The organism is Sphingobium sp. LSP13-1-1.1 (assembly GCF_040676415.1).
Taxonomy (GTDB): domain Bacteria; phylum Pseudomonadota; class Alphaproteobacteria; order Sphingomonadales; family Sphingomonadaceae; genus Sphingobium.
In genome coordinates this window covers 161,971-178,221 of sequence record NZ_JBEGHU010000056.1, presented here as the reverse complement: position 1 = coordinate 178,221, position 16,251 = coordinate 161,971, and the positions used below count along the sequence as shown (strand labels likewise).

The 16,251-nt window shown below is 64.5% G+C and carries 20 protein-coding genes; 11 read left to right on the top strand and 9 right to left on the bottom strand.

Annotated features, from left to right (window positions below):
- Positions 1–7: 7 nt before the first annotated feature.
- The 4 genes from MRBLSP13_RS19805 to MRBLSP13_RS19790 all read right to left on the bottom strand — a co-directional run bounded on the left by MRBLSP13_RS19805 (position 8) and on the right by MRBLSP13_RS19790 (position 2,595).
- Positions 8–775: a peptidylprolyl isomerase gene (locus MRBLSP13_RS19805; protein ID WP_363756222.1), complete on the bottom strand. Its 768-nt coding sequence runs from the start codon at positions 773–775 to the stop codon at positions 8–10.
- A gap of 95 nt (positions 776–870) precedes the next feature.
- Positions 871–1,383, bottom strand: a complete 513-nt coding sequence (gene coaD / locus MRBLSP13_RS19800) for a pantetheine-phosphate adenylyltransferase (protein WP_363756220.1) — start codon at positions 1,381–1,383, stop codon at positions 871–873.
- A gap of 4 nt (positions 1,384–1,387) precedes the next feature.
- A complete protein-coding gene (locus MRBLSP13_RS19795) occupies positions 1,388–2,308 on the bottom strand; it encodes a polyprenyl synthetase family protein (RefSeq protein ID WP_363738006.1) in 921 nt (306 codons plus the stop codon).
- Between the two features lie 26 nt (positions 2,309–2,334).
- The gene (locus MRBLSP13_RS19790; RefSeq protein ID WP_133653287.1) at positions 2,335–2,595 is read right to left on the bottom strand and encodes an exodeoxyribonuclease VII small subunit; all 261 of its coding nucleotides are present in this window, start codon (positions 2,593–2,595) and stop codon (positions 2,335–2,337) included.
- Between the two features lie 168 nt (positions 2,596–2,763).
- On the opposite strand from MRBLSP13_RS19790, the gene MRBLSP13_RS19785 reads away from it, so the two are divergent.
- Positions 2,764–3,144 (top strand): hypothetical protein, encoded by a 381-nt coding sequence (locus tag MRBLSP13_RS19785; protein WP_133653286.1) that lies wholly within the window; start codon positions 2,764–2,766, stop codon positions 3,142–3,144.
- A 164-nt stretch (positions 3,145–3,308) separates the two neighbouring features.
- Here MRBLSP13_RS19785 and MRBLSP13_RS19780 read toward each other — a convergent pair whose 3' ends face one another.
- Positions 3,309–3,728, bottom strand: a complete 420-nt coding sequence (locus MRBLSP13_RS19780) for a DUF805 domain-containing protein (RefSeq protein ID WP_363756245.1) — start codon at positions 3,726–3,728, stop codon at positions 3,309–3,311.
- Between the two features lie 114 nt (positions 3,729–3,842).
- Here MRBLSP13_RS19780 and purL point away from each other — a divergent pair, with 114 nt between their 5' ends.
- From purL to MRBLSP13_RS19765, 3 genes are all read left to right on the top strand, one after another.
- Entirely contained in the window at positions 3,843–6,020 is a 2,178-nt protein-coding gene (gene purL / locus MRBLSP13_RS19775) for a phosphoribosylformylglycinamidine synthase subunit PurL (RefSeq protein WP_363738004.1), read from the top strand.
- Positions 6,021–6,091: 71 nt separating this feature from the next.
- Complete coding sequence (purT, locus tag MRBLSP13_RS19770) at positions 6,092–7,261, top strand: formate-dependent phosphoribosylglycinamide formyltransferase (RefSeq protein ID WP_363756218.1); 1,170 nt, start codon at positions 6,092–6,094, stop codon at positions 7,259–7,261.
- 104 nt (positions 7,262–7,365) lie between these two features.
- A complete protein-coding gene (locus MRBLSP13_RS19765; protein ID WP_363738001.1) occupies positions 7,366–8,085 on the top strand; it encodes a dienelactone hydrolase family protein in 720 nt (239 codons plus the stop codon).
- 18 nt (positions 8,086–8,103) lie between these two features.
- Here MRBLSP13_RS19765 and MRBLSP13_RS19760 read toward each other — a convergent pair whose 3' ends face one another.
- Entirely contained in the window at positions 8,104–9,234 is a 1,131-nt protein-coding gene (locus tag MRBLSP13_RS19760; RefSeq protein ID WP_363756216.1) for a M14 family metallopeptidase, read from the bottom strand.
- Entirely contained in the window at positions 9,231–9,845 is a 615-nt protein-coding gene (locus MRBLSP13_RS19755; protein ID WP_363737997.1) for a DUF4136 domain-containing protein, read from the bottom strand. Before MRBLSP13_RS19755 ends, MRBLSP13_RS19760 begins: the two co-directional genes overlap by 4 nt.
- Positions 9,846–10,055: 210 nt before the next feature.
- On the opposite strand from MRBLSP13_RS19755, the gene ykgO reads away from it, so the two are divergent.
- Both ykgO and MRBLSP13_RS19745 read left to right on the top strand, forming a co-directional pair.
- Positions 10,056–10,181 (top strand): type B 50S ribosomal protein L36, encoded by a 126-nt coding sequence (gene ykgO, locus MRBLSP13_RS19750; RefSeq protein ID WP_004210176.1) that lies wholly within the window; start codon positions 10,056–10,058, stop codon positions 10,179–10,181.
- Between the two features lie 3 nt (positions 10,182–10,184).
- Positions 10,185–10,808 carry an HAD family hydrolase gene (locus MRBLSP13_RS19745; protein ID WP_363756212.1) on the top strand — a complete coding sequence of 208 codons (624 nt, stop codon included), beginning with the start codon at positions 10,185–10,187 and terminating at the stop codon, positions 10,806–10,808.
- A gap of 72 nt (positions 10,809–10,880) precedes the next feature.
- Here MRBLSP13_RS19745 and pyk read toward each other — a convergent pair whose 3' ends face one another.
- Positions 10,881–12,332 (bottom strand): pyruvate kinase, encoded by a 1,452-nt coding sequence (gene pyk, locus MRBLSP13_RS19740; RefSeq protein WP_363737993.1) that lies wholly within the window; start codon positions 12,330–12,332, stop codon positions 10,881–10,883.
- A 105-nt stretch (positions 12,333–12,437) separates the two neighbouring features.
- On the opposite strand from pyk, the gene MRBLSP13_RS19735 reads away from it, so the two are divergent.
- The 5 genes from MRBLSP13_RS19735 to ruvC all read left to right on the top strand — a co-directional run bounded on the left by MRBLSP13_RS19735 (position 12,438) and on the right by ruvC (position 14,936).
- Positions 12,438–12,737, top strand: coding sequence for a DUF1244 domain-containing protein (locus tag MRBLSP13_RS19735; RefSeq protein ID WP_363737991.1), 300 nt, complete (start codon positions 12,438–12,440; stop codon positions 12,735–12,737).
- 143 nt (positions 12,738–12,880) lie between these two features.
- Positions 12,881–13,123: a DUF2312 domain-containing protein gene (locus MRBLSP13_RS19730; protein WP_133653277.1), complete on the top strand. Its 243-nt coding sequence runs from the start codon at positions 12,881–12,883 to the stop codon at positions 13,121–13,123.
- 22 nt (positions 13,124–13,145) lie between these two features.
- Complete coding sequence (locus MRBLSP13_RS19725) at positions 13,146–13,472, top strand: heavy metal-binding domain-containing protein (RefSeq protein WP_363756210.1); 327 nt, start codon at positions 13,146–13,148, stop codon at positions 13,470–13,472.
- Positions 13,473–13,540: 68 nt separating this feature from the next.
- A complete protein-coding gene (locus MRBLSP13_RS19720) occupies positions 13,541–14,284 on the top strand; it encodes a YebC/PmpR family DNA-binding transcriptional regulator (RefSeq protein ID WP_363737987.1) in 744 nt (247 codons plus the stop codon).
- Positions 14,285–14,444: 160 nt separating this feature from the next.
- A complete protein-coding gene (gene ruvC, locus MRBLSP13_RS19715; protein ID WP_363737985.1) occupies positions 14,445–14,936 on the top strand; it encodes a crossover junction endodeoxyribonuclease RuvC in 492 nt (163 codons plus the stop codon).
- 20 nt (positions 14,937–14,956) lie between these two features.
- Here ruvC and MRBLSP13_RS19710 read toward each other — a convergent pair whose 3' ends face one another.
- Positions 14,957–16,165 carry an FAD-dependent monooxygenase gene (locus tag MRBLSP13_RS19710; protein ID WP_363737983.1) on the bottom strand — a complete coding sequence of 403 codons (1,209 nt, stop codon included), beginning with the start codon at positions 16,163–16,165 and terminating at the stop codon, positions 14,957–14,959.
- Between the last annotated feature and the right edge of the window lie 86 nt (positions 16,166–16,251).

Here is a 16,251-nt window from a genome sequence, read left to right as displayed (position 1 = left end):
GGGAGAGTTATTTCTTCTTCTGCGCCACCGGCTTCTTCACGGGCGCCTTGGCCGGGGGCGCGATGATCGACGGCACCGGCGGAGCGGGCGGCGTCGGCAGTGCCGTCACCGGCGGCTTGCCGTCGCTTTCGATAGAGGCCTGTAGGATGATCGTCGGATCGGCGGGCGGCTCGCCCTCATGGATGGCGTCGACATATTGCATGCCCTCGATCACCCGGCCGAACACCGTATATTTCTTGTCGAGTTGCATGCGCGGCAGAAGGACGATGAAGAACTGGCTGTTCGCGCTGTCCTCACTCTGGGCGCGGGCCATGGAGACGGTGCCGCGCAGATGCGGCATCGGGTTGAACTCGGCCTTCAGGTCCGGCAGCGTCGAACCGCCGGTCCCGTCGCCCTTGGGATCACCGCCTTGCGCCATGAAGCCGGGGATGACGCGGTGGAACTTCAGCCCATTATAGAAACCCTGGCGCGTCAGCTCCTTGATCCGCTCGACATGGGCCGGCGCGATGTCGGGACGCAACTGGATGCGCACGCGGCCACCGCTCGACAGGTCAAGATCCCATATATTCTGGGGGTCGACAGGCACCGTGGCCGGCGGCAGCTTGGACGCGGGGTCCAAGCCGAGCTGCTTGGCGGTCTGCTCCGCACGTACGGCCGCTTCTTCCTTCTTCATTTCCTCGGCATTGCGCCCGCCGCCCTGGGCCAGCGCCGCGCCGCTCGATGCATAGAGGGCGAATCCGATCGCCACGGTCTTGAGCGCCGACGTGAACCGCATGAATGAAGCTTTCCTCAAATTTTGCCCAGGTGCTGAGTTGCCCCTGATAGCGCCCTCTTCGCGATTGGCAACTGAACGAAGGCTGAGTGGAGCCTTCAACCCTGCCCTTTCCGCCCGATGGCGGCAACCCTCGCCTCCACCTCCGCGCGCACGGCGGGGCTGACAAACCTGTGGATCGGCCCGCCATAGAGCGCGATTTCCTTGACCAGGCGGGATGCGATCGGCTGCAAGGAAACGTCCGCCATCAGGAAAACGGTTTCCACCCGGCCGTTGATCTGCTGGTTCATCCCCGCCATCTGATATTCATATTCGAAGTCCGCGACGGCGCGCAGGCCCCGGATGATGACGCTCGCTCCCTGCGATTCGGCAAAGTCCATCAGCAACGAGTTGAAGCCGGTGACGACGATTTCCGTGTCGATGTCGGCGCATTCGCGCCGCACCATCTCCAACCGTTCCTCGTCGGCGAACATCGGGGATTTGGAGATGTTCGTGGTGACGCCGATCACCAGCTTGTCGACCAGCTTCGCGCCCCGCCGGATGATGTCCATATGACCCAAGGTGATCGGATCGAATGTGCCGGGATAGACCCCCACCCTCTGCCTGCTCATGCCCCTAGCGATCCCTTTCCACGATATAGTCGGCGATGGCGCGCAGCAGATCGGCCTCCGGCCCGAATCCGTGCAGATGCGCCTTTGCCTGTTCGACCAGGAGGCGTCCCTGTTCCCGCGCCCGATCCACCCCCAGCAGCGAGACGAAGGTTTCCTTCCCCGCCGCCGCGTCCTTGCCCAGCGCCTTGCCGGCCAGCGCAGCGTCCCCCTCCACATCAAGCAGGTCGTCCGCGATCTGGAAGGCAAGGCCGATGTCGCGCGCATAGCCGTGCAGGCGCGTCCGCCCTTCCGGCGGGATGCGGGCCATGATCGCCGCCGCATCCACGCAAAAGCCGATCAGCGCGCCGGTCTTCAACTGCTGGAGCCGGGTGACGGTCGGCAGGTCGAAGCTGGTCTTTTCCGCCTCCAGGTCCATCATCTGGCCGCCCGCCATCCCGCTGGTGCCGCTGGCGAGGGCCAGCGCCTTCACCAGTTCCACCCGGACGAAGGGGTCGGGATGCGTCTCCTCATCCGCCAGCACTTCAAAGGCCAGGTCGTGCAGGCAATCGCCCGCCAGGATCGCCGTCGCCTCGTCGAACGCCTTGTGCACGGTCGGCTTTCCCCGGCGAAGATCGTCATCGTCCATCGCCGGCAGATCGTCATGCACCAGTGAATAGACATGGATGCACTCGACCGCGAGGCCGACGCGCAGCGCCGAAACCCGCGAGATGTTGAACAGGTCGCTGGCCGCCTGCACCAGCAGCGGGCGCAGCCGCTTGCCCCCGCCCATGGCGGCATGGCGCATCGCCTCGTACAGGCGCGCGCGCGGATCCTCGGGAACCGCCAGCAGCAGGTCGAACAGCCGGTCGATGTCGGCCGCCACCGCCGCGGCGCGGTCAGCCACCAGGCCGATCGCCGGGGGCAAGACGGAGTCGGCTCCGCTCATGGCCGCCTCTCCCGCACGCTGCACGCTCAGTCCGAACCGAAGGGCTGGGCGCCGGTCACCGCACCGCTGGCATCGATGGTCAGCTTGGCGATCCGCGCTTCGGCCGCCTGAAGCCGTTCCATGCAGCGTTTCCGCAACTCCTCGCCCTGCGAATAGAGCGAAATGGATTCGTCGAGCGGCACATCCCCGCTCTCCAGCCGACGGACGATCGATTCGAGCGCGCGCAACGCATCTTCGAACGACATCTGCAACGGATCGCCCTGCTGGGTCATGCTGTCTTGCGCCATGTCCCTGCATTGGCGGCCCCCGTCCGCCCGGTCAAGCCCGCATGGGCCCGCGGCGGCCGATTCCGGCGGTTGTTCATAAAAACGTCATGACGTCGCGCCACAGGCTGGCGGACTTGTGGCAGTTTTGCGTTGACGCTGGGCATGGCTAGTGCACATAGAAGGACCGCTATGAAACATTATCTCCCCCTGATCCCCGTGGCGGCGCTTGCGCTGCTTTCCGCCTGCAACAAGAATGACGAACCTGAAGTCGTGGGCGGCCCCGCCGACCCCATGGCCGAAAAGCTGGCGAACGCCGCTCCCGTCGAGCTGCCGCCGATGGTGAAGGAAAGCCATCAATATCGCTGCAAGGACAACAGCCTGATCTTCGTCGACTTCATGAGCGACGACAAGACGGTCAACGTGCGCACCGAAAAGGATGGCGCCCCCACCAAGCTGACGGCGGCCGAAGCCGGCAAGCCCTTCGAAGGCGGCGGCTTCAAGGTCGAGGGCACGGGTAAGCAGATCACCGCCACCCTGCCGGGCAAGAGCGCGCTGAGCTGCAAGGCCTGACACCTTTCATTTTCCTGCACATCCGGGCCGGCCCTTCCCCTGCGGAAGGCCGGCCCTTTTCTTTGGCGATGCCGATCAGGCGGCGCATCGGCGCTCACCGGCAGCAGCAGGGCGCACTTTCCGTCCGGCATCCCGCATCCCCGCCTTCTGCCCAAACAATGCCCTCAGCGGAATTCGGGCTCACCCACCTCGACAGGATCGGGGCCGAAGCGATTGGGTCCGCGTGTGCCGCCCATGATGAAGAAGATGAGCAGGACGATGCTGCCGATGATGGGAAAGAAGAGGATCAGCAGCCACCAGCCGCTGCGGTCTGTGTCATGCAGCCGGCGGACCGAAAGCGCGACATGGGGAATGATCATCGCCAGCGTGAACAGCCCGGTCAGCGGACCGCCACGGGTGCTGTAACCGGCAGCCGCCCACCAGGGGCCGTGCTGGAACCAGCGATGCGTCGCGCCAAGGCCCATCGCGCCTTCGACGATCGCGATAGCCACGTAGCAGAGCAGCAGGAACAGAACGAACATCCAATATTCCCGCGGTCGCGCCCGGCCAGAGAATTTGGCGTAGCGGCGCAACGGCAACAGCATCCATTCCACAGGCAAGCTTCCTCATGTCGACCAGCCCGGCAAAGCTATCATGTTTTCGCGCACGCGCGAGCCTCAGCATTGTCTATCGGACGCTCCCCCGCTAAAGGCGCGCACATGTCCAGCACCGCATCCCAGATCACGCCCCAGGTCGTTGCTGACCATGGGCTTTCCCCGGAAGAATATGATCGCGTCCTGAACGCGCTCGGCCGGGAACCGAATCTCACCGAACTTGGCATCTTTTCCGTGATGTGGTCGGAGCATTGCTCCTACAAATCCTCGCGAATCCATCTGAAGAAGCTGCCGACCGAAGGGCCTCAGGTGATCTGCGGTCCCGGCGAGAATGCCGGCGTGGTCGACATCGGGGACGGTCAGGCCGCGATCTTCAAGATGGAGAGCCACAATCATCCGTCCTATATCGAGCCCTATCAGGGCGCGGCGACGGGCGTGGGCGGCATATTGCGCGACGTTTTCACCATGGGCGCGCGGCCAGTGGCGAACATGAACGCGTTGCGTTTCGGGCGGCCCGATCACCCGAAGATGAAGCACCTCATCAGCGGCGTGGTGCGTGGCATTGGCGGTTACGGCAATTGCGTGGGCGTGCCGACCGTGGGTGGCGAGGTGAATTTCCACCCGGCCTATGACGGCAACATCCTGGTCAATGCGATGACCGTGGGCGTCGCGGAAACAGACAAGATCTTCTATTCGGCGGCTTCGGGCGTCGGCAATCCGATCGTCTATGTCGGCTCCAAGACGGGTCGTGACGGCATTCACGGCGCAACCATGGCCTCGGCAGATTTCGGCGAGGATTCGGACGAGAAGCGCCCCACCGTGCAGGTTGGCGACCCCTTCACCGAAAAGCTGCTGATCGAAGCCTGCCTCGAGCTCATGGCCTCCGACGCGATCGTCGCGATTCAGGACATGGGCGCGGCCGGCCTGACCTCTTCCTCGGTGGAAATGGCGTCCAAGGGCGGCGTCGGCATCCAGCTCGACATGGACAAGGTGCCGCAGCGCGAAACCGGCATGACCGCCTATGAAATGATGCTGTCGGAAAGCCAGGAGCGCATGCTGATGGTGCTCCAGCCAGGCAAGGAAGGCTTTGCCGAAGCCATTTTCCGCAAATGGGAACTGGACTTCGCGGTGATCGGCCATGTGACCGATACGGGCCGCATGGTGCTGGTCCACAAGGGCGAGACGGTGTGCGACATTCCGCTCGCCCCGCTGGCGGACGATGCGCCGCTCTACGACCGCCCGGCCATGGCGAGGGACGAGTACAAGGTCTGGTCCGGGGTGCAGCCTCTGGGCGAGATAACCGAAAGTGCCGATATCGGCGCGGATCTGGTCAAGCTGATGGGATCGCCCGACATCGCTTCGCGCCGTTGGATCTGGGAGCAATATGATCACATGGTCGGCGCCGACACGGTGCAGCGCCCAGGCGGCGACGCGGCGGTGGTTCGGGTCCACGGATCGCAGAAAGGGATCGCGATCAGCACTGATTGCACCCCGCGCTATTGCTATGCCGACCCCTATGAGGGCGGCAAGCAGGCCATTGCGGAATGCTATCGCAACATCAGCGCGGTCGGCGCCACGCCGCTCGCCGTCACCAACTGCCTCAACTTCGCCAATCCGCAGCGTCCGGAGATCATGGCGCAGTTCACCGGCTGCCTGGATGGGATGGGCGAGGCCTGCCGCGCGCTGGATTTCCCTATCGTGTCGGGCAATGTCAGCCTCTACAATGAATCCAAGGCGACCGGCGGCGGCTCCGCCATCCTGCCGACTCCCGCCATTGGCGGCATCGGCCTGCTCAAGGACATCGATGGAATGGCGACCGTGGCCTTCAAGAATGAAGGCGACGCGATCTGGCTGATCGGCGGCGAAGGCAGCCATCTCGGCCAGTCGATCTGGCTGCGTGAAATCGCCGGCCGGGAGGCGGGCGAGGCGCCGAAGGTCGATCTGGCGGCGGAGCGCGCCCATGCCGAAACCGTCCGGTCGCTGATCGCAGAAGGCAAGGTCAACGCGGTACACGACATTTCGGACGGCGGCCTGCTGGTCGCGGTGGCGGAAATGGCGTTGGCCAGCGGCATCGGGGCAGAACTGAGCATCGCCCTGACGACGGCAGGCGCCTTTGGCGAGGATCAGGGCCGCTACATCGTGACCGCCGCTGGGGGCGTCGATATTCCGGGCGCTGCGAAGATCGGCACAACGGGCGGCGACAGGGTTGCGGGCGTCCCCCTGACCGACCTGCGCGGCGCCCATGAGGGCTTCTTCCCGGCGTTGATGGACGCTGAACTTTAAAGATGTATTGCGCATGCTCCTGCGCGGGCAGGAGCATGACGGCATTTGTCGTTGGCTGTTGAGGAAATCCCATGGCTTTCACCGCGAAGATCCTCCTCCTTGGCTCAGGCGAACTGGGTCGCGAGTTCGTGATATCGGCCAAGCGGCTGGGTGCCCAGGTCATCGCCTGCGACAGCTACGAACGAGCGCCCGCCATGCAGGTGGCGGACGGGCATGAAGTCTTCTCGATGCTGGATGCCGACCTGCTCGCCAAGGCCATCGAGAAGCACCAGCCCGACTTTGTGGTGCCCGAAATAGAGGCGATCAGGACCGAAGTCCTGGCCGATTTCGAGGCCCGCGGCGTCACCGTCGTGCCTTCCGCCCGTGCGACGATCATGACCATGAACCGCGATCGCATCCGTGAAGTCGCGGCGGTCGAACTGGGGCTGCGCACCTCGCGCTATCGCTACGCCGAGACGCTGGAGGAAGTGCTGGCCGGCGCCGAGCACACTGGCCTTCCCTGCGTCATCAAGCCGGTCATGTCCTCTTCCGGCAAGGGGCAGAGCACGGTTCGCGCGCCGGAGGAGCTGAAGGCCGCCTGGAACTATGCCGTCGCCAATATGCGCGGCGACCGCAGCCGGGTCATCGTCGAGGAGTTCATCGCCTTCGACTATGAGATCACGCTGCTGACCGTGCGCAGCCGGGAAGGCGTCAGTTTCTGCCCGCCGATCGGCCACCGGCAGGAGCGCGGCGATTATCAGGAAAGCTGGCAGCCCACGCCGATGTCCGGCGCCGCGCTGGCGGCCGCGCAGGACATGGCGCGCAAGGTGGTCGACAATCTGGGCGGCTACGGTATTTTCGGCGTGGAATTCTTCGTGAAGGGAGAGGATGTCATCTTCTCCGAACTCTCCCCCCGGCCGCACGACACCGGCATGGTGACGCTGATCTCGCAGAACTGGAGCGAATTCGACCTTCATGCCCGTGCCATATTGGGTCTGCCGGTACCGGAAGTGACGCTGCGCAGGGCCGCGGCATCAGCGGTGATATTGGCGGATCGGGAATCGGACGATTTCCGGTTCGAAGGGCTGGCCGAAGCGCTGTCGACGCCCGGAGGAGAAATCGACCTGCGCCTGTTCAGCAAGCCGACGACCCGCCCCTATCGCCGAATGGGCGTCGCGCTCGCCGTCGCGGAAGATGCCGACAAGGCGCGCATGCTGGCGGCCGAGGCTGCGTCGAAGGTACGGATCGTCTACGGTCAATAGGCAGAAAGCCGGGAGCCTGCTTCCGGCACTTGGCTGGCGGCTGAACTTGCCAATCCCCTGTCGGTGTTCGACATGCGTGCTGAACCGAAGCAAGGAGCCGTTCCATGACCATCATCCGCCGCGTCACTGTACATGAAGGGCCTGGCGGCCGGTTCGAGAGCATGGCGGTATTCGACGAAGCGATCGCCGCGCCGCGCCCAGGCCTCCTTCTCTTCCCCAATGTCCTGGGCACGAAGGAGGCCGATTTCGCCTATGCCGAAAGGGTCGCGGCGCTCGGTTACACCGTCCTGGTCGCGGACGTCTTCGGCCAGGGCAAGCGCACCACCCGCGCCGATCCCGACATGGGCCGGTACATGGCCGAACTCAACAATGACCGCAGCCTGTTGTGGGACCGGGTGAACGCCGCTCATGCACTGCTGAAATCACTGGACGAAGCAGACGAAACACGAACCGCCGCGATCGGCTTCTGCTTCGGCGGCAAATGCGTGCTCGACCTTGCCCGTTCCGGTGCGGACATAGCGGCCGGCGTCAGCTTCCACGGCGTCTATGACGCACCGCCCTTCCCCAACGCGAAGATCGCGGCCCGGCTGCTGGTCTGCCACGGCTGGGACGATCCGATCGCGCCGCCCGACGCCACTGTCGCGCTTGCAAAGGAACTCACCGACGCCGGATGCGATTGGCAGATCCACGCCTATGGCCGCACCGGCCACGCCTTCACCGACCATGACGCCAGGATGCCGGAAAAGGGCCTGGCCTATAATGCCGACGCAGACCGCCGCAGCTTCCGGGCGATGGCCGATTTCCTGGGCGACATTTTCGGCTGACCCGGCGTGGGTCGGAGATCAGATGTCGTCAATCATTTCCGCCAGCACGCCGAGGCAATCTTTCGCAAGCTGGATTGATCGCGCAGGCGACCAGCCGAAATCCGCATCCGGAAGGTCGTCATTATCCTTGAACGGCATTTCCAGCGTCATCGCCACCGCGCCAAAGCGCTCTGCCAGCTGGTTTGTGGACATGGACAGGTTCGCCCTGCCCGGCGGTGTCGCTGGATAGCCCTTCTTCGTCTGGAAATCGGGCGTCCGGGCGGCCAGCGTGTCGCAATAGCGGCGATAGAGGGTCGACTGACGCTCCGTGATGGAGGGAATACCCTCGAACCCGGCGAGGAACACGGCCGCAATGGCCTCATCGCCATGCACGTCCATGGCGAAGTCAACCCCGACCTCATCCATCGCCCTGCGCACCAGGAAAACCTCAGGGCTCTTCTCCAGCGACGGATCATGCCATTCGCGGTTGAGGTTGATGCCGACCGCATTGGTCCGCAAATGACCGCGACGGCTTCCGTCCGGATTCATGTTGGGAACGATATGGAAGGTCGCCTCCCTGCGCAGCAGCCGCGCCACAGCGTCCTCTTCGTCGCAGAGCCGCTCCAGCGCACCCTCCATCCACCATTCGGCCATGCTCTCGCCCGGATGCTGCCGCGCGTAGAGCCAGACCTTCTTCGGTCCATCTCCCAGCACCAGCAGGTCGAGCGGCTGCCTGTCCAGCGTCAGCCCCAGTTCGCGATGCTGCACCCCCGGCTGCGACGCCGCCCAGGCGACCAGATCATGGTGCCGTTCCATCGAATAGGGCGCGAAATAGGCAAGCCACACCGCATTGCTGTCGGGCGACAGGCGGATCGTCAGCGTGCCGTCGGCATAGCCGGTGTGCGCCAGCAGCCAATTCTCCCGATCCTCGCTGAACCGCGCCTGATAGCCGGGCCAGCCATCGGGATAGGCCGACGTGCCGCAATTGACGATCGCCAGTTCGACTTCCCGCCCGGCGACGCCAGCCACGCGGAAATGGAACCACTGGTAGAAGTCGCTCTGCCGGTCCTTGACGATTTCCAGCTCGGCGCGGACGCCGGTGCCGGTATCGGAGATCGAAACGACGCGAATATTGCCACTGTCAAAGGCACTTGTGATCGAGATGCTCATTTGACGGTTATAGTCTGGCCCGATTCGCCCGGATAGCCCCCCAGCAATGCCGCCGCCAACTTCTGCGCCGCCAGGCCGGGCTGCGATGCAGGCGTGCCCTCCCTTGCCCCGGTCTGCGCGCGGCCTTCCCATATAGTGGTCGAATCGGCCCGACGGCGAATCTGCACCTGCAATTCGGTGAACACCTGCCCCTTGGGCTTGCCAGACAGGTTGATGCCGATGCCCAGGCCGAGGCCGGAATAACCGCCGCTGCCCACGGCGCCGCCGACGCCGACGCTCACCGGCTTGCCATTGGCGCCATAGCTTTCGGGTTCGCGAAACGTCCGGCGGAAGCTCACCAGCGCGACATAGTCGCTCCTTGCACCCGGTGCCGCGCTGGTGAAGCCGACGCGCTGCAATTCCTGCTCCACGGCGGCGGCATAGGTCCGGAATTCGAGGCCGACGTCGGGGTTGCCGGCCATTTCCTCGACCGCGATGCTCCCGCTGCGGGCCGGATTTTCGATGTGGAACCGCGTCACTTCCACGGGGGGAACAGCGGTGGCGCAAGCACTCAGGCCCAGGGCGAGCAGGGCGGGAAAGGCGATCTTCTTCATCATTGACGGATTCAGCATGGATGGGCACTCCGGGGGATGACAAGCTCTACACGACACCGGGCCGCTAATCCCTTAAAAGCGTCAAGCCACGGATTTGCTGCATGGAGGATGAACAGCGAGGCAATGGGGTGAAATCCGGGCGGCTGCCCTTGACTTTCGGCCGTCCCACCCATAGGGGCTGCGCTTCGATTTTTTCGATCATGCAAGATTCATTCAAAGGCTGGTTCCATGAAGATCCGCAATTCGCTCAAGTCGCTCAAGGGCCGTCACCGGGATAACCGCGTGATCCGCCGCCGCGGCCGCACCTACGTCATCAACAAGACCAACCGCCGCTTCAAGGCCCGCCAGGGCTGATTCATGGCGAATATTGCCGTCATCTTTGATGTCGGCAATGTCTTGTATCACTGGAACCCCAGGGTTCTGTACGAGCGCCTGATCGATGACGATCGGGCGCTTGATGCGTTTCTCCGCGACGTCGTGACGCTGGACTGGCATTTCCAGCATGATCAGGGGCGGCCCTTCGCGGAAACCAGCGCCGAACTGATCGCGCGCCATCCCGAACAGGCCGCGCTGATTCGCGTTTGGGGCGAAAGGTTCATCGACAGCATAGGGCCAGCCGTCGAGGGCATGCCGCAGATCGTCCGCGCACTGCACGCAGGCGGCATTCCCCTATTCGCCATCACCAACTTCAGCGATGAATTCTGGGCGCCGTTTCGCGCGCGCGAAGCCGACCTGTTCGCGCTTTTCAGCGACATTGTGGTTTCCGGCACGGAAAAACTGGTGAAGCCCGACCCTGCGATCTACCGGCTGGCGCTGGGGCGATTCGGTTTGAACGCGGGACAGGCGTTGTTCATTGATGATCGCGAGGAGAACATCCTCGGAGCCGAGGCGGAAGGCATGCGCGGCCATCTGTTCCGCGACGCGGCCACGCTGCGCCGGGACCTTGCAGGATTGGACCTGATTGGCCCGGCGGCAGCCTGAGTTGACCTTCGTTCGCGCGAGGCTGGAACTCGCGGCCATCAGATCTGCTTGGGAAACGCCCTAGGACGGATCCTAGTCCCGCCCCCTCAGCTCATCGCCGCGCACCGCGGCCACGTGCAGCACATTGGTCGATCCCGGCGTCCCGAACGGCACGCCCGCCAGCACGACGATCTTGCCGCCCTTCTCGACCAGGTCATGGCGCAGGGCCATGCGGCGTGCCTTGCCGATCATCTCTTCGAAAGTGCCGATATCCTTTGTCCGCACCGCATATACACCCCAGGTCAGCCCCAGCTTGCGTGCCGTGTCCTGCCGCGGCGTCAGCGCCAGGATCGGCGTCATGGGCCGTTCGCGGGCCACGCGGCGCACGGTGCTGCCCGAGGAGGTGAAGCAGGTGATGGCGCTCGCCCCCACCACGGACACGATGCTGCCCGCGCCCTCCGCCAGGGCGTCGGCGGTGGTTGGGTCCGGCTTCGTCTCGGTATAATGCAACCGCCCGAAATAGCCCGGATCCCGCTCCACGCTATGGGCGATGCTGTCCATCATCGTCACTGCCTCGACCGGCCAGTCGCCCGCCGCCGTCTCCGCCGACAACATGATCGCGTCCGCCCCGTCGTAAACCGCCGTCGCCACGTCCGACACTTCGGCGCGGGTGGGCGTGGGCGCCTTGATCATCGATTCGAGCATCTGCGTCGCGACCACGACGGGCCTTCCCATGCGCCGCGCCGCCGCCACGATCTGCTTCTGAAGAGGCGGCACCGCCTGGGGCGGCAGTTCGACGCCAAGGTCGCCGCGCGCCACCATCACGCCGTCGGCCAGTTCGATGATCTCCTCCAGCCGCTGCACGGCGGCCGGCTTCTCGATCTTCGCCATCAAGGCGCCATAGCCGCCCATCAGCTTGCGCGCCTCGGCCAGGTCTTCGGGCCGCTGGACGAAGCTCAGGGCGATCCAGTCGCAGCCCTGCTCGACCGCGAAGCTGAGGTCGCGCCGGTCCTTTTCGGTCAGCGCCGGCACCGGCACGACCACGTCGGGCACGTTCACCCCCTTCCGATTGGAGAGGGTACCACCGACTTCGACCACTGTGTCGATGCGGTTTTCCGTCACCTTCTTGACCCGCAGCACCATCTTGCCGTCGTCCAGCAGCAACCGGGTTTCGGGTAGCAGCGCCGCATAGATCTCCGGATGTGGCAGATTGACCCGCGTCGCGTCGCCCGGTGCCGGATCGCTATCCAGCACGAACGCCGCCCCCGTCTCCAGCATCGCCAATCCCCGGTCGAACGTTCCGACCCGCAGCTTGGGGCCCTGAAGGTCGCCCAGGATGGTCGTCGGACGGCCGAATTCCTTTTCCAGTGCCCGGATCGCCGCTATGCGCGCGGCATGATCCTCATGCGCGCCATGGCTCATGTTGATGCGGAAGGCATCGGCCCCGGCGACGAACAGTGCGCGGATCATCTCCGGGCTGTCGCTCGCGGGGCCAAGGGTCGCCAAGATGCGAACCTTGCGCGAACGGGGCGGTAATCTCGTCATTCCTCTTGTCTCCTGACCGTCATGGTCGCCTCTGGGTTGCCAGGGCGCGGTTTTCGATTATCCGTGCTGCACGACAGGATGATGTAGATCAGCGAAAGGATCGCCGTGAACGATACCATACTCAGCGATGCGGTCGCCGCAACCGCCTTCCGACGACTGGTGGCGCATTTGCAGCACCGCACCGACGTCCAGAACATCGATCTGATGGGAATGGCGGGCTTCTGCCGCAACTGCCTGGCGGACTGGATCGCGGAAGCGGACGGCACGATGGGCAAGGACGAGGCGCGTGAGGTCATCCACGGCATGCCCTTTGCCGAATGGAAATCCCGATACCAGGGCGAGGCCACGCCGGAACAGATCGCCCGCATGAAGGAGAGCGTGGCGAAGAATGCCGACGGGCATTAGACTATTTCAGGCTGGCCATTTACCGCCAAACGGCTCGGAAAATGCGGCCTTGAAAGACAAGAGCGTTTTCACTCATCGTGAAAACGCTCTAGAGGCTGGGGCCAACCGATTCACCCACCGATTCACACTCACTGGAGATTCTCATGAGCGATGGCAATGTCGCCGCCGAACAGCTACGCCTTTTCATCGAGCGCATCGAGCGCCTGGAAGAGGAAAAGAAGGGCATCGCGGACGATATCAAGGACGTCTATCTGGAAGCCAAGGCCAATGGCTATGATGTGAAGACGATGCGGTCCATCGTTCGCCTGCGCAAGATGGAACGCAACGCCCGCATGGAAGCCGAAGCGCTGCTGGAAACATACAAGTCGGCGCTGGGCATCGAATAGATCACAACACAGGAGAGCGCTCATGACCGAGATCATCGTCAGCACCACGCCTTCGCTGGAGGGCCGCCCCGCAAGGGAATATCTCGGCATCGTCACCGGCGAGGTGATCGTGGGCGCCAATCTCTTCCGCGACCTGTTCGCCAGCGTCCGCGACATCGTCGGCGGACGGTCCGGTGCCTATGAGGACGTGCTTCAGCGCGCCCGCGAACAGGCGATCGCGGAAATGCGCACCCGCGCCGCGACGCTGGGCGCCAATGCGGTCGTCGGTGTCGATCTGGATTATGAGACGGTGGGATCGAGCGGATCGATGCTGATGGTCACGGCATCGGGCACGGCGATCCTCGTCTGACATTGCGCGAATGGGGCGCGCTCGCTAGAGAGCGCGCATCCAACAAACAGACAAGTCAGGAGCAGGCCGTGGCCGGCCATAGCAAATTCAAGAACATCATGCATCGCAAGGGCGCGCAGGACAAGAAGCGCTCCTCGATGTTCTCCAAGCTCAGCCGCGAAATCACCGTCGCGGCGAAGATGGGCATGCCCGACCCGGACATGAACCCGCGCCTCCGCCTCGCGATCAACGCCGCCAAGGCGCAGTCCATGCCCAAGGACAATATCCAGCGCGCGATCGACAAGGCGATCGGCGGCGACATGGAGAATTACGAGGAAATCCGCTACGAGGGCTATGGTCCCGGCGGCGTGGCGATCATCGTCGAGGCGCTGACCGACAATCGCAACCGCACCGCGACCAATGTCCGGACCGCCTTTTCCAAGAATGGCGGCAATATGGGCGCTTCAGGTGCGGTCAGCCACGGTTTCGACCGGATGGGCCTCATCAGCTATCCGGCAAGCGCGGGCGATGCCGACGCGATCTTCGAAGCGGCGCTGGAGGCGGGTGCGGACGACGTGTCCTCGAACGAGGACGAGCATGAGATCTGGACCGCCATGGACGCGCTGCACGAAGTCGCAAAGGCGCTGGAAGCCAAGCTCGGCCCGGCGGAAGGCGCCAAGCTCGCCTGGAAGCCGCAGACCACCGTCGAAGTGGACGAAGGCAATGCGGCGACACTGATGAAGCTCGTCGACACGCTGGAAGATGATGACGACGTCCAGACCGTCTGGGGCAATTACGAGGTCTCCGACGAAGTCATGGAGAAACTGGGTTGATCCTTCGCCTTCCCTTTCCCCTGCAGGGAGAGGGAAGCGAAGCACTGGCACCTTTGCCGCCTTGGCGGATCTTTGAAGGCGGGGCGAGCGACGTGCATGATCACCGCTTTCTCCTGACAGGCAGTGCCATTGTCTCCCGCCAAGGGTCGAGAGAGAGATCATGATCATCCTGGGTCTGGATCCCGGTCTTGGCACGACCGGCTGGGGACTGATCGCCGCCGACGGCAACCGCCTGACCCATATCGCCAACGGCCAGATCAAGACCGATTCGGCCATGGCGCTGGCGAGCCGATTGCTGGTGCTCGATCTGGCGCTGACCGACCTCATATTGGAACATCAGCCCAATGGCGCCGCGGTCGAAGAGGTGTTCCTCAACGTCAATCCGCAATCGACGCTGAAACTCGGCCAGGCCCGCGGCGTGGTGCTGCTGGCAGCTTCGCGCTCCGGCATGGAGGTGGGCGAATATGCCGCCCGGCTGGTCAAGAAATCCGTGGTCGGCGTCGGCAATGCATCGAAGGAGCAGGTTCACGCCATGGTCTCCCGCCTCCTCCCCGGCGCCAAGGTCGTCGGCCCCGATGCCTCAGACGCGCTGGCCGTGGCGATCACCCACGCCCATCACCTGGCCAGCGCGCGAAGGATTCCGAGAAAATAGAAGGCGCCGGCCAGATCGGCCTACACCATCTCGCCCGTCAGCAGGCGGGGCAGTGCGCCGGATTGCCCCCGCGCCTCCGCCATGAAGCGATTCTTGAGCAGGGACGTGCGCTGCACCGCCGCCAGCCCGGCGCGGCGAACAAGCGAAGGCATGCGGCCGGGCACATCGAACAGCCGGACCAGCCCGTCCATCGCCACGCTGGTCATCATCGCGTCCAGCCCGCGCCAACGCTGATACCGGGCCATCAACTGCGCATCGCCGGGATCGAGGCCGAGCCGCATGCCTTCGACCAGCACCTCGACCAGCGCGGCGACGTCGCGGAAGCCCAGGTTGAGGCCCTGCCCGGCGATCGGGTGAATCGCATGAGCGCTGTCCCCCACCAGTGCGAGGCGCGTGTCGGTGATTCGTGCCGCATGGTGGAAGCCAAGCGGATAGCTGGAGCGCGGGCCCGCAAGTGCAATTTCGCCCAGGAATCCACCCATGCGCTTCTGCGCCTCTGCCAGCCAGGCGCGTTCGGAGAGCTTGAGCATGGCGGGCGCCTGCTCCGTCGGCACGGTCCACACGATCGCGGAACGGGTGCCCGGCAGCATCGGCAACAGCGCGAAAGGGCCGCCGGGATAGAAGATCTCATAGGCCGTGTTGGCGTGCGGCACTTCATGATCGATCGCGGTCACCATCGCGACATGCTTGTAGGCCCAGCGCGTGGTGCGGATGCCGGCTGCCTCGCGCGTGGGGCTGTTGCGTCCCTCCGCCGCGACCAGCAGTGCGCCGTGAATGGTTTCGCCACTGGCCAGGGTCAGCGTCACGCCATCAGCATTGCGATCGGCATGCAGCGCCCGGTCGGGCTGGAAACGGGTGAGATTTTCGGCCTGCTCCGCCGTCTTCGCCAGAGCCACGCGCAGGTCGCGATTGGGGAACATGATGCCCATCACCCCATCGTCCGCATCCGGAGCGAAATCGAGCGCGCCGGGCGCCAGCCCGTCGCTGACCCAGATGCGGTCGATCGGGCAACCCTTGCCCTCCAGATGGTCGGCCACGCCGATCGCCGACAGCATGGCGAAACTGGTCGAGCTGATCGCCGATACGCGGCCGTCGAAATCCGTGGCGGTGGTTTCCACCGGGTTGGCCGGATCGATCACGGCGCAGCGCACGCCATGGCCGGAAAGGGCGATGCCAAGGGTCAGGCCGACAAGGCCACCGCCCAATATGGTGACGTCAAAGCGTTGCATGACGGCGGTTCTAGGCGCTCCTGAACGGATTGGGAAGGGCGTCAGAGCGCCTCGCCTCCCCCCGTTCGCCCGTCCGGAGCGTGCGT